Origin of the sequence: Kribbella jiaozuonensis (genome assembly GCF_005233875.1) — a bacterium.
Taxonomy (GTDB): domain Bacteria; phylum Actinomycetota; class Actinomycetes; order Propionibacteriales; family Kribbellaceae; genus Kribbella; species Kribbella jiaozuonensis.
Genome location: NZ_SZPZ01000005.1, coordinates 571,534 through 591,002, shown reverse-complemented (window position 1 = coordinate 591,002; position 19,469 = coordinate 571,534). Strand labels below are relative to the sequence as shown.

The 19,469-nt window shown below is 68.5% G+C and carries 23 protein-coding genes; 11 read left to right on the top strand and 12 right to left on the bottom strand.

Annotated features, from left to right (window positions below):
• Entirely contained in the window at window positions 1-1,224 is a 1,224-nt protein-coding gene (locus FDA38_RS35000; RefSeq protein WP_137258449.1) for an AI-2E family transporter, read from the top strand.
• Here FDA38_RS35000 and FDA38_RS34995 read toward each other — a convergent pair.
• From FDA38_RS34995 to FDA38_RS34955, 9 genes are all read right to left on the bottom strand, one after another.
• Window positions 1,221-2,003, bottom strand: a complete 783-nt coding sequence (locus tag FDA38_RS34995; protein ID WP_170989973.1) for a nucleotidyl transferase AbiEii/AbiGii toxin family protein — start codon at window positions 2,001-2,003, stop codon at window positions 1,221-1,223. The two genes, FDA38_RS35000 and FDA38_RS34995, sit on opposite strands and share 4 nt — an antisense overlap.
• Entirely contained in the window at window positions 2,000-2,359 is a 360-nt protein-coding gene (locus FDA38_RS34990) for a hypothetical protein (protein ID WP_137258447.1), read from the bottom strand. The genes FDA38_RS34995 and FDA38_RS34990 overlap by 4 nt, the downstream gene beginning before the upstream one ends.
• A gap of 12 nt (window positions 2,360-2,371) precedes the next feature.
• Window positions 2,372-3,022, bottom strand: coding sequence for a nucleotidyl transferase AbiEii/AbiGii toxin family protein (locus FDA38_RS34985; RefSeq protein WP_170989972.1), 651 nt, complete (start codon window positions 3,020-3,022; stop codon window positions 2,372-2,374).
• Between the two features lie 76 nt (window positions 3,023-3,098).
• Window positions 3,099-4,256, bottom strand: a complete 1,158-nt coding sequence (locus FDA38_RS34980) for a hypothetical protein (RefSeq protein ID WP_137258445.1) — start codon at window positions 4,254-4,256, stop codon at window positions 3,099-3,101.
• 8 nt (window positions 4,257-4,264) lie between these two features.
• Entirely contained in the window at window positions 4,265-4,846 is a 582-nt protein-coding gene (locus tag FDA38_RS34975; protein WP_137258444.1) for a hypothetical protein, read from the bottom strand.
• 60 nt (window positions 4,847-4,906) lie between these two features.
• Window positions 4,907-5,200 (bottom strand): hypothetical protein, encoded by a 294-nt coding sequence (locus FDA38_RS34970; protein WP_137258443.1) that lies wholly within the window; start codon window positions 5,198-5,200, stop codon window positions 4,907-4,909.
• Window positions 5,197-5,790: a hypothetical protein gene (locus FDA38_RS34965; RefSeq protein ID WP_137258442.1), complete on the bottom strand. Its 594-nt coding sequence runs from the start codon at window positions 5,788-5,790 to the stop codon at window positions 5,197-5,199. The genes FDA38_RS34970 and FDA38_RS34965 overlap by 4 nt, the downstream gene beginning before the upstream one ends.
• Before the next feature lie 186 nt (window positions 5,791-5,976).
• Window positions 5,977-7,596 (bottom strand): MDR family MFS transporter, encoded by a 1,620-nt coding sequence (locus FDA38_RS34960; protein ID WP_137258441.1) that lies wholly within the window; start codon window positions 7,594-7,596, stop codon window positions 5,977-5,979.
• Window positions 7,593-8,192: a MarR family winged helix-turn-helix transcriptional regulator gene (locus FDA38_RS34955; RefSeq protein WP_137258440.1), complete on the bottom strand. Its 600-nt coding sequence runs from the start codon at window positions 8,190-8,192 to the stop codon at window positions 7,593-7,595. The genes FDA38_RS34960 and FDA38_RS34955 overlap by 4 nt, the downstream gene beginning before the upstream one ends.
• A 237-nt stretch (window positions 8,193-8,429) precedes the next feature.
• Between FDA38_RS34955 and FDA38_RS34950 the strand changes: the two genes are divergently transcribed.
• From FDA38_RS34950 to FDA38_RS34910, 9 genes are all read left to right on the top strand, one after another.
• Window positions 8,430-9,203 carry a CPBP family intramembrane glutamic endopeptidase gene (locus tag FDA38_RS34950; RefSeq protein WP_137258439.1) on the top strand — a complete coding sequence of 258 codons (774 nt, stop codon included), beginning with the start codon at window positions 8,430-8,432 and terminating at the stop codon, window positions 9,201-9,203.
• Window positions 9,200-9,928, top strand: coding sequence for an SDR family oxidoreductase (locus FDA38_RS34945; protein WP_137258438.1), 729 nt, complete (start codon window positions 9,200-9,202; stop codon window positions 9,926-9,928). Before FDA38_RS34950 ends, FDA38_RS34945 begins: the two co-directional genes overlap by 4 nt.
• 57 nt (window positions 9,929-9,985) lie before the next feature.
• Window positions 9,986-10,933 (top strand): ABC transporter ATP-binding protein, encoded by a 948-nt coding sequence (locus tag FDA38_RS34940; protein ID WP_137258437.1) that lies wholly within the window; start codon window positions 9,986-9,988, stop codon window positions 10,931-10,933.
• Window positions 10,933-11,715, top strand: a complete 783-nt coding sequence (locus FDA38_RS34935) for an ABC transporter permease (RefSeq protein WP_137258436.1) — start codon at window positions 10,933-10,935, stop codon at window positions 11,713-11,715. Before FDA38_RS34940 ends, FDA38_RS34935 begins: the two co-directional genes overlap by 1 nt.
• Window positions 11,715-12,518 carry an ABC transporter permease gene (locus tag FDA38_RS34930; RefSeq protein WP_137258435.1) on the top strand — a complete coding sequence of 268 codons (804 nt, stop codon included), beginning with the start codon at window positions 11,715-11,717 and terminating at the stop codon, window positions 12,516-12,518. The genes FDA38_RS34935 and FDA38_RS34930 overlap by 1 nt, the downstream gene beginning before the upstream one ends.
• A gap of 11 nt (window positions 12,519-12,529) precedes the next feature.
• Entirely contained in the window at window positions 12,530-13,687 is a 1,158-nt protein-coding gene (locus tag FDA38_RS34925; protein ID WP_137258434.1) for a hypothetical protein, read from the top strand.
• 55 nt (window positions 13,688-13,742) lie between these two features.
• Window positions 13,743-14,786 (top strand): hypothetical protein, encoded by a 1,044-nt coding sequence (locus FDA38_RS34920; RefSeq protein WP_137258433.1) that lies wholly within the window; start codon window positions 13,743-13,745, stop codon window positions 14,784-14,786.
• Between the two features lie 68 nt (window positions 14,787-14,854).
• A complete protein-coding gene (locus tag FDA38_RS34915; RefSeq protein WP_137258432.1) occupies window positions 14,855-15,184 on the top strand; it encodes a hypothetical protein in 330 nt (109 codons plus the stop codon).
• A complete protein-coding gene (locus FDA38_RS34910) occupies window positions 15,118-15,609 on the top strand; it encodes a hypothetical protein (protein ID WP_170989971.1) in 492 nt (163 codons plus the stop codon). Before FDA38_RS34915 ends, FDA38_RS34910 begins: the two co-directional genes overlap by 67 nt.
• Here the strand turns inward: FDA38_RS34910 and FDA38_RS34905 are convergent.
• Window positions 15,606-16,763, bottom strand: coding sequence for an aminoglycoside phosphotransferase family protein (locus tag FDA38_RS34905; RefSeq protein ID WP_137258430.1), 1,158 nt, complete (start codon window positions 16,761-16,763; stop codon window positions 15,606-15,608). The two genes, FDA38_RS34910 and FDA38_RS34905, sit on opposite strands and share 4 nt — an antisense overlap.
• A 43-nt stretch (window positions 16,764-16,806) precedes the next feature.
• Here FDA38_RS34905 and ilvA point away from each other — a divergent pair, with 43 nt between their 5' ends.
• Window positions 16,807-18,009 carry a threonine ammonia-lyase gene (gene ilvA, locus FDA38_RS34900; RefSeq protein WP_137258429.1) on the top strand — a complete coding sequence of 401 codons (1,203 nt, stop codon included), beginning with the start codon at window positions 16,807-16,809 and terminating at the stop codon, window positions 18,007-18,009.
• On the opposite strand, the gene FDA38_RS34895 is transcribed toward ilvA, so the two are convergent.
• On the bottom strand, window positions 17,994-19,013 hold the full coding sequence (locus FDA38_RS34895) for an alpha/beta fold hydrolase (protein WP_137258428.1): 1,020 nt from the start codon (window positions 19,011-19,013) through the stop codon (window positions 17,994-17,996). The two genes, ilvA and FDA38_RS34895, sit on opposite strands and share 16 nt — an antisense overlap.
• Complete coding sequence (locus FDA38_RS34890; protein WP_137258427.1) at window positions 19,006-19,461, bottom strand: MarR family winged helix-turn-helix transcriptional regulator; 456 nt, start codon at window positions 19,459-19,461, stop codon at window positions 19,006-19,008. Before FDA38_RS34890 ends, FDA38_RS34895 begins: the two co-directional genes overlap by 8 nt.
• Between the last annotated feature and the right edge of the window lie 8 nt (window positions 19,462-19,469).

Here is a 19,469-nt window from a genome sequence, read left to right as displayed (position 1 = left end):
ATGAGCGAGGCGGGGCGGGACGACGCGGAGGTCTCCGACGATCAGAGTCCGGTGGCGGACAACGAGGTCGTTGAGGAGTCCAGCGAGTCGGAAGGGCAGAAGCTAGCCGACGACGTGGCGCCGGTCGACGACGCCGGGGTGACGCGCGGGATGTACATCGCCAGCACCTGGGCCTGGCGGTTCCTCGCGGTCGTGGCGGCGGTCCTCGTGATCGGGTACGGCATCCGGTACCTGTCCGAGGTCTTCGTACCGATCACTGTCGGCGTACTGCTGACCGCGCTGCTCGTGCCCATCACGAACGGCCTGCAGAAGCTCCGCCTCCCGCGCGGCGCCGCGGCCGGGATCACCGTGATCGCCACGGTCGTGCTGGTAGCCGGCCTCCTGACGCTGGTCGGCACGCAGATCGCCGGTCAGTTCGACAGCCTGTCGACCCAGGTCGGCGAAGGTGTGCAGAAGCTGCGCGAGCTGGGCCGGATCAACTTCGGCCTCACCGACCAGGACGTCACCAACGCGATCAAGACCCTGCGCGAACAGATCACCTCCGGCGGCGCGATCGGCCAGCAGGCAGCAGCAGTCGGTACGACGGCCACGCATGTCGTCGCGGGACTGTTCATCTCGCTGTTCTGCTTGTTCTTCTTCCTCTACCAGGGCGAACAGATCTGGGCCTGGCTCGTCCGGCTGTTCCCGCGCCGGGCCCGCGACAAGGCGGACTCCTCGGGGCGGCGGGCCTGGGTCTCGCTGACCGCGTTCGTCCGCGCGACGATCGTCGTGGCGGCCGTGGACGCGATCGGCATCTCACTGGGCGCCGCCATCCTCGGGCTGCCGCTGGTGAGCGCGATCGGCATCCTGGTGTTCGTCGGCGCGTTCGTCCCGGTCGTCGGCGCACTGGTCAGCGGCGTGGTCGCCGTACTCGTCGCGTTGGTTGCCAAGGGCCCCATCGTCGCGATCGTCATGCTCGCGGTCGTGATCGGCGTACAGCAGCTGGAGGCCCACGTCCTGCAACCGTTCCTCCTCGGCCGGGCGGTCAGCGTCCACCCGCTGGCCGTCATTCTCTCGATCGCCACCGGGGTCGTGGTCGCCGGCATCGTCGGCGCCCTGATAGCGGTCCCGACCGCCGCCGTCCTCAACGCCATCGTCAACCACCTGGCCGGCAACGACCCACCCCCGGACCCCCCACGCCGCCCGCTCCCCAGACGCCGCCATCCACTTCCGACCGAGGACTAGCTACCCCGCTCGCCCTTGCTGCGTTCCTGGCTCAGGGACGGCCGGTGCCCGGCCGAGCTGCTCGAGCCGGCGGCCTGGCTCTGCCCGGGCATCGCCTGGCCGCTGTTCAGCAGACCGACCGACTTGTCGATGTCCGGGTTGGCCTCGCGGGTCCGGATCTGGTTTGCCCAGGCGCCCATCCGCTCCTTCAGCCCGGCCGTCTGCTCAGGATCCAGACCGTACTTGGCGTACTCCGCGTCCGGGATCCGCTGGGCGTCGTCGAGAAGCTGCGCGAACATCGGCCGGTCCATCGGGGACGCCTCGCGGGCGTCGGCCAGCTGGAGCAGGTGATCGGTGGAGTAGCCGGCCTCCATGGCGGCGTTGACGTCCACGAAGTCCTTGGCCTCGCCGCGGGTGTAGATCGAGGCCGCCTTCGAGCCGACCGCGTCCTCGACCGAGATCACCGGGCCGACGTCGGTCTCGACCGCGGGCTTGCTGCGGTAGTCCTGACCGAGGTCGATGTGGGTCTTCTCGTCGCCTCTCGCGACCTCGATGCGCGCGTGCGCCGGGTACTGGCGGGTGACCTCCGCGGTGTACCCCTGTTCCTCGAACGCCGTCTTCAGGCCCTCGACCGACTCGCCGACGTTCTGGTTCAGGTCGTTCGTGAACAGGTCGATGTCGTCGGACTCGCGGCTGCCGATGCCGTGCTTGGACAGGGCGTTGCCCCCGGCTAACGCGAATCCCTTGTCCCGGAGTGAGGACAACGCGATCCGCGTCGCGCGTTCGTGTTCCGGCTTCATCCCCGGGTTCCGTTGGCCGGGCCGGCCGAGGTGAGCTGCGGGAAGGCCTGGTTCCACAACTCGGCGCATCGGCGGGGGAGCCGGAGTCGCTGCCAGACGGCGAACAGCACGTCGCGGTTGAGGAACTCGGTCAGGTCGTCCTGGGTCGAGGCTTCGCTGATCACCTTGCTGTACAGCGCGATCGCGTCGTCGACACTGGCCAGGTCGTACGTCCGGTGCGGGCCCCAGTCGAGGCGGCTCGGCAGGTCCACGACACCGCTCGTCGGCCCCTGGAGACGGTCCAGCGACTCGGGAACGATGTACGGGATCATCGAGGCGTACGTATCGCCGGGCTGGGCCTCGTTCTTGTCGCTCATCTGACCATCGTCTCAGAGAGCAGGCCCACCGGACGTCGGGTCGAGTTCCAGGGCCCACCCGGTCGCCGTACGCCGGATGCGCGCGATCTGCTCGGGAGTAGCGCCGTACCGGGTGAATCCGCTGTCCGGGAGCCGGGCGCCGGCCCGGAGTTGGGCGGCGAACATCTGACGGTCGAGCGGGAGCGCTTCCCGCTGATCGGCGAGCGCTAGCAAAGTGGCCAGGTCGTGGCGTCCGCTGTCGAGCACGGACTGGACGTCGATGAAGTCGCGCGGTTCGAGCCGGGAGTACACCGCGCCGACCTTGCTGCCGATCGAGTCCTCCTCCGACAGGACCGCACCAACCTCGGTCAGCACCGGTGGGCGCTGCCGGTGATCCACCCCGAGGTCGACCTTCGCGGCCGAATCGACGACAAGCCGGGCGAACACGGGTGCGCGCCTGGCGACTTCGGCAGAGAGGCCGTTCGCCTCATAAGCGCTGACGAGCTGGTCGACGGCGCGGGTGAAGTTGTCCGGATCGAGGATGTTGGTGAAGAGATCGATGTCGTCGGATTCGCGGGTGCCGTAGCCGTGGGCCTGGAGGGCGTAGCCGCCGGCGAGGACGAAGCCGTAGGGGGCCAGGGCTTCCAGACCGATGGTGGCCAGCTTGGTTTGCAGCGGGTTCACGACGGCCAGTCTGCCTGGTCCGGAGTACGAAAGACGCCGCCGAGCCAGGCTCGGCGGCGTCTTCGGATGACCGGGGTCAGCGGTTGAGGCCGCCCTTGTCGTTGTTCTTGGTGAGGTTGGCCGGTTGGCCGGTCTGCTCGCCCTGCTGGGCGGTCTGCTGCTGGGGTTGGCCGACGGCCTGGCTGGCCGGCGCTACGCCGCCTGCGAGGCGGGCCGCGTTCTGGGCGTCGATCTGGGCCTGCGACGCCTGGGCGAGGTTCTGGATCGCGTCATTGGTCTCGACCGAGATCTGACCGGGAAGGCTCTCGCTCCACTGCTGGATCATCGCCAGCTGCGTCTTGTTGTCCATCGCCTGGGTCATGTCCGCGCCCATCGGCGGGTTGTGCCGGCCGGCGTTGTACGTCGCCAGCGAGCTCTCGGCCTTGAGCATGGTGTTGTTGAACTTGGCCTCGAACCAACGGCCCACCTTGCCGGGGGTCGCGGCAACCGCGTCCCGGGCAGTCCGGGCGCCGCCGACGACCGCGTCCCGGGTGTCCCGAGCGGTGCCGACCGCAGCTGTCCGGAGGTCACGGGCGCCCTGGGCGATCTGCTGGCCGGTCTCGTTCAGCCGGTCGGCGCCGGCCTGCCACGCCTGGTCGAGGCGGACCTGACCGCGCTGAGCAGCGTCGACGATGCCGTCCCGGGCACCCCGGTAGGTGTCCGCGACCTGCCGGCCCGCGGCGTTCACCTGGTCCACCCCGCGGTTGTACGCACCGGCGACCTGCTGGCTGAGTTCCTCGGCACCGGCCCGTACGTCGCGGCCGGCCTGCACGACCGTGTCACGGGCGTCGCGGCCGGCCTGCGCCACGGTGTCCCGGGTGCTCTCGTACGCACGCGTCGCGCCGCCGACCGCGGCGTCGCGGTACTCCCGGGCCTGGGTGGCCAGGGTCTGGGCGGCGTCACTCAGCCGGTGCTGGGTGTTGTCGTACGCCAGGTGAACCCGGGCGACGGCGCCGCGCACAGCAGCGTTGACCCGGTCCCGCAGCGGGTCGGTGTTCGCCGCGCGCATCAGGTTCGCCTGCTGACGCGCGTCCAGGCCGGCGAACTCGACCGAGGCGGTGCGCTGCTCCGGCGTCATACCGACGAAGGCGCGGAGGTTCGCCTGCTCGTTCTCGTTCAGGTTCGCGAGCCACTCGCCTGATTGCATCCAGCTGCCCTGCTGCCACGCGGGGCTTTCCTGAGTAGGGGTCGTCATTACGTCTCCTAGTTGATGTAGACCGCGTAGCTGACGCCGACCGCGGGGGTCAGCGGGGAACTGGTCGGCTTGGTGCTGAACAGCCGCAGGTGCGCGCCCGGCAGCAGCCAGGTGGCCAGGTGGCGCTTGTCGGATCCGGCGCCCGGACCCCAGTCGTCGAGGAAGCCCGGCTGGCTGTCGTCACCGACGTACGTCGGCTCGCCGAAGTACTTGCGGGCCAGCTCGAGGTGCTCCGGCCAGTGCGCGTCGAGACCGGCCTCGGCCTCGGCGATGTCGGCCGGCTCGATGTCGTACGCGCACCAGCCGCTGTTCTTGGCATCCGCGAACGCCATCCCCGGGAACACGATGATCGTGCTGTTCCGCTTGGTGGTGAAACCCCATGACGCGACCGCGCGGTCGATCTGCTCACCCTGGGCGAGCGGCCAGGGCTGCCAGTCGGTGGCCGAGGTGACCCGCTGAACGATCGCCCGGACGACCTTCGGCCCGCTGTCGTTGTTGTTCGGTCCGGCGATCGCCGACCAGTCGGTGATCTCGGCGAAGTCGGCGAAGGCCCGGTCGTCCTCGTCGAGTGGCCTGTCCTGCGTTTTCATTCCGGGCTTGTTCCTTCCGGGGTGTCGGGGAATTGCGTTGAAAACAAGGCGGATCCGGTGTTAGCGGGCCGGACCGTTCCGGTCGTTGCCGCGGGTTGTCGGGCCGCCGGTCTGGGGGCGGGCGCCGGTGCTGCCTGCTGCGCGGGTAGGTCCGGGTGGTAGCAGGCCGGCGCGGAGGTTCGCGTCGAGTGAGCCGGCGGCCGGGCCTGCGGTGGCGGCGTTGCGAGCGTGGGCGAGGGCAGTGAGCGAGGTCTCGGACACGCTGCTGAGGTCTCCGGTGGTCGCCGGGGTGCCGACGTTGGAGAACTCGCGGTCGCGTTGAGCTTCTCGGGCGATGGCTGTTGGTGTCCTCATGTCCCCTCCTCGTTGAGGTAGACCGTGTAGTTGATTCCGACCGATACCGACAACGGGCGCGGTGTCGGCTTGTTGCTGTACAGGTGGATCTCGGCGCCGGGCGGCGTCCAGACCGCGAGGTGGCGGCGATCGGCGCCGGCCCCGGGGGACCAGTCGTCGACGAATCCGGTCTTGCTGTCTATTCCGACGTACGCCGGCTGTCCCCAGTGCCGGCAGGCGAGGTCGAATTTCGCCGGCCAGTGTTCGTCGAGTCCGGCGACCGCCGCGTCGATGTCGTTGCGCTCGATCGCGAACGCGACCCAGCCGCTGAACGGGCTGTGCGGCAGCACCTGGTCGTCGTACACCGCGAGCTCGGTCTTGCGCCGGGTCAGGAATCCCCAGCCGTCCAGCTGGTCGTCGATCACGGTCCTGCGGTTGATCGGCCACGGCTTCCAGTTGGTCGCCGACTTGACCCGGCGGATCAGGCGGCGCACCGGATCGGGGCCGGTGGCACCTGACTGCGGTCCGCCGAGGCGTCGCCAGTCGCGGACCTCGGCGAGGTCCGCCATCGCGCGGTCGTCGTCGTCCAACGGCCGGTCAAGTGTCTTCATCCGTGCGGCTGTTCCTATCGTCGCGGTACATCACACTCTGCTGTCGAAGCTACGACCCCGGCGGGGTCAGACGGCCCGTTCGTCTCACGGAGCGCAAAAGAACAGCCGCCCTGGGAAGCTTCCCAGGGCGGCTGTCGGGTAGGTCAACCGGAGTTTGGTCTCAGTGCGGTAAACCTCGGTGCCGGGTCAGTGCATCGCGGCGGCGGCAGAAGCCTCCAGCGACTCCTCGCCCTCGCCCTCACCTTCGGCCTTGGGGCCGTCGTTGCGGCCGGCCAGCCGCTGCTCCGGGGTGATGATCGCCAGGATCAGCGCGATCGCCAGGAACGGCAGCGAGACCAGGAAGACGTCGTCCATCGCGTCGACCAGACCGTGCAGTGCGAAGCCCTTGAACGGCTCCTTCAGCGAGTGCAGCGCCTGGACGCTGTTGGCCGCCTTGGCCAGTCCGTCGACCATCGACTGCGTGGCGTTCGGGATGATGTCGCCCAGGTGGTCCTTCAGCCGGCTGGTCAGTACGGCGCCGTAGACCGCCGTACCGATCGCGCCGCCCATCGAGCGGAAGAACGTCATCGTCGAGGTCGCGCTACCCATGTGCTGCCGGGGAACGCTGTTCTGCGCGGCGGTGACGGTGATCTGCATCGACAGACCCAGGCCGGCGCCCATGATGAACATGTAGATCGCCAGCTGCCAGTACGGCGTGGTCAGGGCCAGCGTGGACAGCAGCACCATCGCGCCGCCGACCAGCACCGCGGAGATGATCGGGAAGTGCTTGTACCGCCCGCTCTTGCTCATCATCTGACCGCTCGGGATCGACGCGGAGAAGATACCGACGATCATCGGCAGCAACGCCAGGCCGGAGCGGGTCGGCGACAGGTCCTTGACGGCCTGCAGGTACAGCGGCAGGAAGATCAGCGCACCGAACATCGCGAAGCCCAGCAGGAACGCGTACCCGGCGTACCCGGAGAAGATCCGGCCCTTGAACAGGTCCATCGGGATGATCGGCTCGGCCACCCGCAGCTCGATCAGGACGAAGGCGACAGCCAGTACGACGGCGCCGATCAGCAGCGCGAGCGTGGTCGCGTTGCCCCAGCCGTTGCTCGGACCGCTCCAGGAGACGGCCAGCAGCAGCGAGGTGACGGCGGCGGCGACCGTGGAGGCACCGAGGTAGTCGATCTTGTGCGAGCGCTTCACGTGCGGCAGCCGGAGTACGGCGGCAACGATGCCCAGGGCAACGAGACCGATCGGGACGTTGATCCAGAAGATCCAGCGCCAGCCGGGACCGTCGGTGAGCAGACCGCCGAGCAGCGGGCCGGCCACCGAGGACAGGCCGAAGACGGCACCGAAGTACCCCATGTACTTACCGCGCTCGCGCGGCGGGATCACGTCGCCGATGGTGGCGAACGCGAGGGACATCAGACCGCCGGCGCCCAGACCCTGGACGGCGCGGAAGCCGATCAGCTGCTCGATGTTCTGCGACAGCGCGGAAAGCACCGAGCCGCCGAGGAAGGTGACGATCGCCGCGATGAACAGCGGGCGGCGGCCGTAGAGGTCGGAGATCTTTCCCCACAGCGGGGTCGAGGCGGTCGAGGTCAGCAGGTATGCCGTGACCACCCAGGACAACTTGTCGAGGCTGTTGAACTCGCTGACGATACGCGGCAGCGCCGTACCCACGATGCTCTGGTCGAGCGCGGCCAGGAACATCCCGGCCATCAGGCCGCCGAGAATCACCAGGATCTGCTTGTGGGACAGGTAGCTAGGACCGCTATCAGGCGCAGCGCCGCCGGCGGTGGCAGGCTCTGTGGTGCTCATTTGGTGCTCTCCAGGTTCTTGTCGGTGTTCTCACGGGTTGCGGGGTCGCCGCTGGCCGCGGAGTTCTGGTCTGTACTGCGCTCTGCCCGGGCGGAGGGTCTCGGGGCCACGGCGGCCCACCCCTTCTCGGCCCAGGCGGCGCTGGAAGGTGCTTCGGTCCGGGCGGCGACGCCGTCGGCGAAGCGGGTCATCAGCCGCTCGAAGGTCTGTACGTCCTCTTCGGACCAGCCCTCCATCGCGGCACTCAGCAGCTCCATCCGGTGCCGGGCGCTGGCTTCCCACTGCTCGATGCCGGCCTCGGTCAGCTCGACCCGGAAGGCGCGGCCGTCGTCGGGGTCGGGGGAGCGGCGGACCAGGCCCAGCTGCTCCAGGGACCGGACGTGCCGGCTGGTGGTCGAGGCGTCGAGCTCGAGTCGCCCGGCGAGGTCGGACAGGCGCAGTGCGCCGTTGCACCGCAGCGCGAACATCACCACGTGCGCGCTGTGGTCGATCGTGTCGCCGGGCTGCTTGGCCTTCAGCCGGCGTCCGATCCGGGTGAACGCGTGCATGACGCCCTCGATGGGGGTCTGCGGAGAGTACGCGTCGTTTACTTGCATGCTGCAAGCATATACATGCTTGCGTGATACACGCAAATGAGTTTCCAAGATCTTCAACTGAGCCGCCACTCATTTGCTCTCGGTTGTCGGATGGTCACTGTCCGCAGCCGAATCGCGCTGCGTACACCTTTTCGACGGTGTAAGGGGGTGTTTTGTGACGCGAGGTAGTGCTGGATCCCCTTCAGAGGTCGGTCCAGCACCCTGGTCGGGTACTGCGGCCGTCGGGAGGCTGGGGCGGTGATCAAGCGATCGTTGGTGGAATTCGGGGTTGTCTGTCTGGTTCTGACCTGGGTGCCGTGGGCGATCCTCGGGCTGACCGGCACGGATGTGAACGAGGGCGTGGGGTCGCTCGTGTTCGCGTTGGCGGCGTCCGGGCCGTCGCTGGCCGCGCTGGTGATGTGGCTGTGGCGGCGCGAGCGGCGGAGGGTGGTCCGCTGGTCCTGGAGGTGGCCGGTGGCGGCGGTCGGGTTCGGTGCGGTGGCTCCGTTCGCTGCGTGCGTGCTGTCCGGACGGTTGCCCGAGCTGCCTGGCCATGCGTCGTCGGTCGTCGCGGGAGCCGGAGGGGTGCTCGGCGCGGCGGCGTACACGTTCCTGGCGGGGCCGGTGTCGGAGGAGTTCGGGTGGCGGGGGTACGTGCAGCCGCGGTTGCGGGAGTACTTCGGTCCGGTCGGGACGACTGCGGTGCTCGGGGCGGTGTGGGGGTTGTGGCATGTGCCGCTGTACTTCCTGCCTGGCACGGGGCAGAACGATGACGGGCTGTTCACGTCGGCGGGGGTGACGTTCTTCCTGGAGCTGTTCCCGCTGACGTTCTTGATGTTGTTCGTGAGCGAGAAGCTGCGGGGTGGGGTGCCGGGGGCGATCCTCGTGCACGCGGCGTGGAACCTGACCGAGGAACTGGTGCCGCCGCTCGGGCACGCGGTCTGGCTGGAGTTGCTGGTCATGATCGTGATGGCTGCTGCGTTGCTGCCATCCTGGACGGCAGTCAGACCAGGGAGAAGGGTGGCGCGATGACGCAGGTTGCGGTGGTGACCGGTGGTGGGTCCGGGCTGGGGCGGGAGATGGCGCTGGCGTTGGCGGGGGCCGGGTACCGCGTGTGGGTGACCGGGCGGACCGAGGAGAAGCTGCAGGAAGCCGCCGCTGCGGGCAACGGGGCGGTGGAGTACGCGGTCCTGGATGTGGCTGACGGGAGCGCCGTACGTGAGTTTTTTGGAGGGCTTGAGCGGGTTGATTTGTTGGTGAACAACGCGGGGACGGGGTCGCCGGCGGCTGGGGTGGAGGATGTGCGGGAGGAGGACTGGCGGCGGGTGGTGGATACCAACCTGACCGGGTCGTTCCTGTGTGCGCAGGCGGCGTTCGACCTGATGCTCCGGCAGGATCCCAAGGGTGGGCGGATCATCAACAACGGGTCGATCTCGGCGCATGTGCCACGGCCGCAGGGGATTGCGTACACCGCGAGCAAGCACGCCATCACCGGACTCACCAAGGGGCTCGAGCTCGAGGGCCGCGCACACAACATCACCGCCTGCCAGATCGACATCGGCAACGCCGCGACCGCGATGACCGCGCGGATGGAGCAGGGCGTGCCCCAGCCCGACGGTTCGATCGCGGTCGAGCCGACGTTCGACCCGAAGATCGTCGCGGACTTCGTCGTACGGATCGCGCAGCTGCCGACCACTGTCGCCGTACCGACCCTGACCGTGATGGCCGCGGGCATGCCGTACGTCGGCCGCGGCTGATCCGGATCAGCCCAAAACAAGAAGAAACTGTCCGGAGGGGCGTCTAGTGTCTGGAAGGTGAGTGAGCAGCGGGAGTCCTTGGTCCATGTCCGCGACCTGCGGAAGTCGTACGGCGACTTCGAAGCGGTCCGCGGGATCGACCTGGACGTGTGGCGCGGCGAGGCCTTCGGGTTCCTCGGGCCGAACGGCGCGGGCAAGTCGTCGACGATGCGGATGATCGGCGCGGTCTCCCCGACCAGCGGCGGCACGCTGCGCATCCTCGGCCTCGATCCGGCCACCGACGGTCCGGCGATCCGCGCCCGGCTGGGGGTCTGCCCGCAGGACGACACCCTCGACACCGAGCTCACCGTCAAGGAGAACCTCACGATCTACGGGCGGTACTTCGGTCTGAGCCGGGCCGAGTGCCGTGAGCGGGCCGACGAGCTGCTCGAGTTCGTGGCGCTGACCGAGAAGGCGAAGGTCAAGGTCGACGAGCTGTCCGGCGGGATGAAGCGGCGACTGACGATCGCCCGCTCACTGGTCAGCAAGCCCGACCTGCTGCTGCTCGACGAGCCGACGACCGGCCTCGACCCACAGGCCCGGCACCTGCTGTGGGACAAACTCTTCCGGCTCAAACAGGCCGGCGTGACACTGATCATCACCACCCACTACATGGACGAGGCCGAGCAGTTGTGTGACCGGCTCGTGGTGATGGACGGCGGCCTGATCGCGGCCGAGGGCTCGCCGTCCGACCTGATCCGGGACTACTCGACCCGCGAGGTGACCGAGCTGCGGTTCGGGCCGGACGTGATGCTGGCCGACCACGACGCCCTGGCCGGCAAGGTCGAGGATCTTGCCCAGCGCATCGAAGTGCTGCCGGACCGTCTGCTGCTCTACACCGACGACGGCGAGCGCGCGGTCGCCGCCGTCCATGAGCGCGGGCTGCAACCCGCTGCCGTGCTCGTACGGCGGTCAACGCTGGAGGACGTGTTCCTGCGGCTCACCGGCCGGACGTTGGTGGACTGATGGCGCTTGCGATCGAGAACGGTCGCCGGATGCTCGACTACTGGCTGACCGTCTACAAGCGGACCTGGAAGGGCACGATGATCAGCAGCTTCCTGCTGCCGATGCTCTACCTGGCCGCGATGGGGATCGGGCTCGGCTCGTTCGTGGACAGCAACGGGACGGGTGCGCTCGGCGGCGTGAGCTACCTGCAGTTCATCGCGCCGGGGCTGCTCGCCTCGACGGCGCTGCAGATCGCGGTCGGCGAATCGACGTACCCGGTGATGTCCGGGCTGAAGTGGCAGAAGTTCTTCCACTCGATGATCGCGACACCGCTGCGGCCGGCGGACGTGGTGTACGGGCAGTTGGCGTTCATCGCGTTCCGGGTGTTGAGCTCGTGCGCGGTGTTCCTGGTGATCATCGCGTTGTTCGGCGGATTGAAGTCGCCGCTCGGGATCCTCGGTCTGCCGGTCGCGCTGCTCGTCGGGATGGCGGTCGCCGGACCGATCGCGGCGTACGCGACGACGCTGGAGAACGACTCGGGCTTCGCGATGATCTTCCGCTTCGGCGTGGTGCCGGCGTTCCTGTTCTCCGGTGCGTTCTTCCCGGTCTCACAACTGCCCGACTGGATCGAGTGGCTCGCGTATGTGAGTCCGCTGTGGCACGCGGTCGATCTGTGCCGCAACCTGAGCCTCGGCACGGTGAACCCGTGGCTCGCGCTCGTCAACGTCGTTTACCTGCTGGCCTGGTTCATCGCCGGCACCTGGCTCGCCGTCCGCGGCTTCACCCGAAAGTTGATCCGCTGATGGCGACCATTGCTGCCCGGGTTGTCCCGGTTCCGGTCCGGCTCGGTGGCGGCCGGCACATCGTCGAGCGGAACTTCTTGCTCTACCGGCGGTCGTGGGTCGTGTTCCTGTCCGGGTTCTTCGAGCCGGTGTTCTACCTGCTGTCGATCGGCATCGGCGTGGCTCACCTCGTCGGTGACTTCACGTTGTCCGACGGGACCAAGATCGCGTACGCCGCGTTCGTCGCGCCCGCGATGCTGGCCAGCTCGGCGATGAACGGTGCGATCTTCGACTCGACGTACAACATCTTCTTCCGGATGAAGTACGCCAAGCTCTACGACTCGATGCTGGCGACGCCGCTGCGGCCCTGGGACGTGGCGACCGGCGAGATCACCTGGGCGCTGTTGCGCGGCGCGATCTACTCGGCGATGTTCATCCTGGTGATGCTGGTCATGGGCCTGATCTCGTCGTGGTGGGCGCTGCTCGCGCTACCGGCCGCGGTGCTGATCGGGTTCGCGTTCGCCGGTGCGGGGATGGCGTTGACGACGTTCATGCGCAGCTGGCAGGACTTCGAGTTCGTGCAACTCGCGATCATGCCGATGTTCCTGTTCTCGGCCACCTTCTACCCGGTCGAGACCTACCCCGCCGCGATCCGCTGGCTGGTCGAGATCACCCCGCTCTACCAGGGCGTCGTCCTCGAGCGAGCCTTCGCGACCGGCGCGGTCAGCTGGTTCCTCCTCGTCCACGCCTTCTACCTGGTCGCCATGGGAACCCTCGGCATGTACGTCGCCTCCCGCCGCCTCGGCAAACTGCTGCTGAAGTAGCTGGAACCGCGATGGTGTTGGCCGGCGTCGCAGTGGGCATGGACATGTCCTTCAGCGATCTCGTGCGGGCGCCGAAGGTCGAGTTGCCGGATGGGGCCCGGCAGTGGGTCGAGGAGTCGCTGCGGTTGTTGATCGAGCACTTTGGGACCGACCCGCTACGTCGGCCTGTCGTCGTACCGGGGGAGTTCGTTCCGGCTGGGTACGACGGGTCGGAGGGGGCTGCTCGGGAGTTGTGCCTGTTGGTGGCTGAGCGGATGGGGATCCCGGCCGGGCGGATACGGTTCAGTTTCCAGCTGGAGAAGGTGGTCGAGGCCGGACAGTTGCTGGGGGCAACGCTTGCCGATGCCTTCGTCGCCCAGAGCCTGCCCGCGTTTCGTGGGGCTGCGCCGGAGGACGTCGCCGCCGTTCGGACCCACCGACGGGTCCCGGGCACTCGCGGAGGGGCCGACTCCGATCCGGCCGCCCGGCTTGCCGAGCTGCTGACGGAGTGCGGCGCCGGGACCGATGCGCCCGAAGACGTCGCCGATGTCGGGCTGTTGCCGGAGATCCAGCGGTTCGCGTTCCTCGACTTCCTCACCGAGTTGGTGCGTTGCCGGGAGATCGCGGCCGAGCCGGATCCGGTGCGTCGGGCCGAGCTGGTGGAGCGGCGCGACCGGCCTGAGCCCGGGGCTGCCGGGCGGGAATCGTCGCGGGCCGGGCGATGGACGGACCTCACGTACTGCCTGCCAGGCGTCGAGCTGCTGCCTGGCTATACGGCGGTCATGCTCGGCTCCGAGGTACTCGCGGATCCGACCGTACTCGTGGCCGCTGTGTCGCATGAGCTCGGGCATCAGGTGCTGATGCCGTCGGAGGTGCCCGGTGCGACCGGCGTACTGCGGGAGCCGTTGACGGACCTGTTCGCAGTACTGCATGGCTTCGGGATTGCGCATGCGAACGCAGCCCTTGACGAGACCACGATCGGGACGCCGACTGTGGAGACGTTCGGGTACCTCGGCGAGACAGCCGTCGCGGAGGCGCTTGCGGCCTACCGCTTCAAGCAGCATCGGCTGTTGCAGGACGGTCCGCTGCTCCCGGCGTGGCACGTGGCCCTCGATCCCGAGCCGCGCGCCCGGTTCGTCGCGCGGCTCGACGAACTGATCGGGGGTCCGCCGAGCGTCCTCGGCTGGTGATCCAACCGCAAACTTCGCGATGGAACGGCGCGCCAGTCGGTCGCGTCAGTTCGGTATGAATCTGATCGGTGCGTGGCGGCGCCGGCAACGGGACCGGGAGCTGCTGTACGGGCCGAAGGTCATGCTGCCTGGGGGACCCGAGCAATGGATCGAAGACACGTTGGACTGGCTGACCGGACGGTTCGGGGTCGAGCCGCTGCGTCGGCCACCGGTGTTGCCGAGCGAGTTCGTGCCCCGCGGGTACGACGGTTCGGAGCGTGCGGCCCGTGAGCTCTGCCTCAAGGTCTGCGCCTGGATGGAGGTGCCCGACGACCGGATCCGGTTCAGCTTCCGGATGGACGAAGTGCGCGCCGCCGCCCGCAGCGCAGCCGTTCACCGGCTTCGGGCCGAGCAGCGCGCGAACATCGTCGCGGTATCGGGGCTGCGGGCAACGATGACGCCAGCTGAAGTCGATGCGCTCGCTGCGGCCGGCTTCGCGCGCGAGATCGGTGTGCTTGCCGAGCGGGAGCTGCAGGCCGAGCTGCATCGCAGTACGGCGATCGTCCGGGAGATGAACCTCGACCGACGGGCGGAACTGTGCGATCGCGCTGAGGCGGTCTGGTCGAAACCAGCGGGCAGCGGATCGCGTGCGTGCTGGCTGGATCTGCGCAGCGGCGGCGTCGACGGTACTGCGGTGATGCTGTCCGCCGACGTCCTTCCCGATCCGTCGGCGGTGGTGGCTGCGACGGCGCACGAGCTCGGGCATGAGGTGCTGTGGGGGTACCACCTGATCGATCGGCAGCGGCAGGATGCCGAGGCGGTGACTGATCTGTTCGCCGTGTTTCACGGGTTCGGGATCTTCCTGGCGAATCAGGCGGTCGAGCGGGTGCCCGGTCGTCGTTCTGCGCTGCAGACGCTCGGGTATCTGGGGGAGCGTGGGGCGTCGGAGGCGTTGGCGGCGTACTGCTTCCGGCGGCATGAGTTGTGGCCGGTGTCGATGTTGCCGGTGATGCCGGCGGAGCTGGACCGGTCGGTGCGGATGCGTACGTTCGCGCGGCTCGCGGCGATGGTGAAGGACGCCGAGATCGCGTCGATCCAGGAGGGTGCGCCGTTGGCCTGATGTCAACCGACGGTGACGGAACGACCCCGGAAGGTTTGGCGTGACGCCGGACAGGCATGATCCGGCGGGTGAGGAATCCGATCGGGATGATGCGACGAAGCCAGCAGGTACGGTCCCAGCTGAAGGCGCCGCGCGAACGGTTGCCCGGTGGCAGCCGGCGGTGGATCCGGTCGTCGATGGACTGGCTGGTCGCGGAGTTCGGTCGGGACATCGTGCTTCGGCCGATCGCGCTGCCGGGTGATGTCATTCCCGATGGGTACGACGGGAGCCGGGCGGCTGCGGTTGAGCTGTGTGGGCGGGTTGATGGCCGGATGGATCTGCGGCCCGGTCAGTGTGGGCTGAGCTCGAGCTCGACGGCGTACGGCGTCCGTCGACGCGCGGGACGACCGTGGTGGTGAAGGAGCAGCACGGTCGATGGATCCGCGGGCCCGGGCAGAACCAGATCGAGCTCGCACCGGCGCTGGTTGCCGATCCGGTCGCGCTGATCGCGATCTACGCGCATGAGGTCGGCCACGAGCTGCTCCTCGGCAGCGACCGCATCTCCCTGACCCGCCGCCCGGATCACGAGCCGCTGACCGATCTCATCACGGTCTTCTACGGCCTCGGCATCTTCACGGCGAACGCGGCGTACGAGCGACGCCCGCGGCCGAACGGACGGGGCAAGCAGCCGATGGCACGCGGCTACCTACGCGAGGCGGCCCTGGCCGAGGCCCTCGCGTACTACGCCCTCCTACGAGGCGAACGCCGCCCCGACTGGGACCGCCACCTGGACCCACCCGTACGCAGAGGCATGCGCAACCAGCTGGCAATCCTGCACCGCTAACCGGCGGGCTTGAGGAGTTGGCGGAGCCACCAGACGCCGCCTCGGAGCATCGATTCTTTGCTGGGGCCGGTGACGTGATCGAGGAGGTGGGCGTAGGTCATGGTTTGGTGGAGGGTGCCTAGTTGTGTGGCGAGGTCGAGGGCGTGGCGTAAGTCTTCGGGAGACGCGTACTCCTCCCACTCGCTCAGGTACGCGTCCAGTACCCGCGGGTCCGCCGACAGTGGTGAGCGCTCCTCCTCGATGAACGTCACCAGGTCGAGGAACGGGTGGGACAAGGATGCGTCCGTCCAGTCGAAGGCCAGCACCTGCCCGTCCCGGACTGCCACGTTTCCCGGGTGCAGGTCGCCGTGGAGCAGGGTTTCGGGGAGGCCGATCGACGACAGGTCAGTGATTGCCTCGCGCAACTGTTTGGCGCGGGTGGGCAGCAGGGCTCGTTCGTGCGGTTCGAGGCGGTCGGTTGCCGGGGTGGCGCCGAGCAGGCGGTCGAGTTCGGCGTCCAGTACGGCGAGGCCGCGGTCGGCGCAGGAGATTTCCAGCAGGCGTTCGGGGCGATTCACATAACTGCGCTGCAGCCGCGCGTGCCGGCGTACGGCCTCGATCCACACCTCGATGTCGGTCTCGGCGGCCAGTGGGGTGCCGAGGTCCGGCAGCAGCATCCAAGCTCGCTGCGACTCGATGGCGAGTGGCGCGGGGACCGCGCCGGGGTGGTCCTCGGAGGCCTTCTGGAGGAACAAGGGCTCGTGCGCGAACAGGAGTGGCAGCGGGTCCGGGCGGGTCGGCTTGATCGTCGTGGAGTGGGCGATCGCCTTGAAGTACACGTCGCCCGAGGCGGTCGGGATGCGAAGGACGTTCGACAGACCCCAGGAGCGGATCTGTGTCCACGGTCCGGTGGCTTCGACGTGCTGAGCGATCCACGGGAGTGCCTCGTCGTACCACTCCGGCTTTGTCCATGGCGCCAGGTCCGAGCTGGTGACGCCGTCAGAGGGCCGCACCTGATAGGTGAGCGGATCCTCGGAGAGGCAGGTCAGTACGGCGGTGTCGACGCCCTGGTCCCGCAGCGCGCGGATTGTCGGCTCCACGTCGGCGAACCACGTCCCGTCCGGCACCTCGACCTCTTGTGGGCCCTCTGACACGCCGACGACCGTGACTCTCATGTGCTGCAGCGTATGTGCCCACGGCGAAACGTAAAGTGATTTTGTGATCGATGCCAGGGATGTTGCGCGGGCCGCCGATCTGTTGCACGACGTCGTTGCGCCGACCCCGTTGGAGTACTCCCGGTGGTTGAGCGAACTCGTCGGCGGCGACGTGTTCCTCAAATGCGAGAACCTGCAACGGACCGGTTCGTTCAAGTTGCGCGGCGCGTACGTACGCATGGCCCGCCTCTCCAAGGCCGAACGCAGCCGGGGCGTGGTCGCGGCCAGCGCCGGCAATCACGCGCAGGGCGTCGCGCTCGCGGCGCAGCTGCTCGGGATCAAGGCGACCGTGTTCATGCCGCACGGCGCGCCGATCCCGAAGGAGAAGGCGACCCGGGCGTACGGCGCGGAGATCCGTTTCGTCGGCACGTCGATCGACGACTGCCTGATCGCGGCGCGGGCGTTCGCGGCCGAGACGGGTGCGGTGCTGATCCACCCGTTCGACCATCCCGACATCGTGGCCGGTCAGGCGACGGCGGGGCTCGAGATCGTCGAGCAGTGCCCGCAGGTGCGGACCGTCGTCGTACCGACCGGTGGCGGCGGGTTGCTGGCCGGGATCGCGTCCGCGATGCAGCGCGACGGGCTGCCGATCGAGGTTGTCGGCGTACAGGCGGCCGGCGCCGCGGCGTACCCGGCGTCGCTCGAGGCAGGTGAGCCGGTACAGCTCGAGCGGATGGCGACGATGGCGGACGGGATCGCGGTCGGGCTGCCGGGGAAGGTGCCGTTCGAGGCGGTGCAGGCGTACGTCGGTGAGGTGCGGACCGTCGACGAGGATTCGTTGTCCAAGGCCCTCTTGCTCGTCCTCGAACGCGCCAAGCTCGTGGTCGAACCAGCAGGAGCCGCCGCGGTTGCCGCCGTACTCGACGAGCCGAAGCGGTTCAAGCCGCCGGTCGTCGTCGTACTGTCCGGCGGCAACATCGATCCGCTGCTGCTGATGCGCGTGATCCGGCACGGTATGGCGGCGGCCGGGCGGTACCTGTCGCTACGGGTGCGGATCCCGGACACACCCGGCGGACTGGCCACGTTGCTGAGCCAGCTCGCCGCGCTGGACGCGAACATCATCGAGATCCTGCACGAGCGGATCTCGGAGACGCTGAGCCTGGAAGAGGTCGAGGTCGCCCTGCAGCTCGAGCTCCGCGGCGAGGACCATCGCGAACGCGTCCTCGCCGGACTCGTTGCCAACGGCTACAGCTATACGCTCAACTGACGGACGTTGTTCACCAGGCTGATCAAGAACTTGCCCGGCTCCTCCCACGGCGCGAGATGTGCCGAGTGCTCGAACCAAACCGCTTGTTTATAAGGCGCTTCGACCGCCGCGAGCCAGTCCTCGACCGGTTTCGTCGGCGTCGTGTAGTCGTGCCGCCCGAAGAACATCAGCACCGGGATCGGGAACTCCTTCACCGCCGTGAAGTCGATCGTGAGCATCTCGTCCAGCACTCGGCCGAGGGTGAATTGGTTGCCCTCGCCAATCGTCTCGCTCTCCTCGACGGTGTACTCCGGCGACAGCAGCGGCGCCTGGAAGTAGTACAGCGAGTCCTCGCGGTACGCCGACAACCCGCCGCGGTACTGCGCCCATTGCCGCGCGATGATGATCCGCTCGCGGGTCACCGGCTCGTCACCGGGGTACGGGGCGATCGATGCGAGCTGCTCGAGCGCTTCGGTGTGATCGTGCTCGTGGGCCTGCTGCAGCGCGTACTCGAAGCACAGCGCCTCGTTCGCGCGGGCGTCGACGATCTGCCCGATCCCGACGTACGCGTAGAAGAGGTCGGGCCGGGTGAGTGCGGCCTGCATCGCGACGATGCTGCCCCAGCTGTGGCCGAGCAGGATCAGCTTCTCGACGCCGTACCGGTCCTTGATCTGCTCGGCGAGCTCGATCGCGTCCTCGACGTACTGCGCGACCGTGAGGGTGTCCGCGATCGTGTCGGGGTCGACCGTACGCAGGGTCCGGCCGGACGCGCGCTGGTCGTAGGTGACGACGGTGAAGTACTCCTCGACCGGGCGCTGGAACTGCCAGGCCGCCGGGGCGAGCGGCGATGCCGGACCGCCGTGAACGAAGAGGATGACCGGGTTCGAGCGGTCCTTGCCGCGGGCGTAGACACAGTGGGCGATGCCACCGGCCGTGAGTTCGTAGCTTTCCTGGACGCCCGACGGCGTCACGATGCGATGCAGGTCCGCGATGACCTCGCGGGCGTCGTCGAAGGTCTCAGTCACCCGTTGAGGGTAGAGGCTCGCAGCTCTTCACGAGAGGTGCGTGCAGGCGCTCGGCCAGAACCCGGCGCTGGGTCGGCTGCGCCTCGCCCTGAAGCTGCAGACCCTCGTCGGTCAGCCGGACGTTGATCGCGCGGCGATCTTCCGGGCACATGTGCCGCTCGACCAGACCGGCGACCTCGAGCCGGCCGATCACCCGGGACAGGGCGCTCTGGCTCAGATGCACGGACTTGGCGATCGTCGCTACCTTCGCGGAGTGCTCCGGCAGCTCGGCGAGCCGCTCGAGCACCTCGTACTCACTCATGCCCAGCGAGTGCCCGACCTGCAAGGCCCGGTCGAGGGCACAGGTCAGGTCGGCGTGGCGAGCCAGCAGCTCGCGCCACTCCCTGACATCAGCACTTGCATCGGCGTTGGTCTCACCAGTCCCAACGCTGACCTTCGTAGCGGCCATGTCGGCGA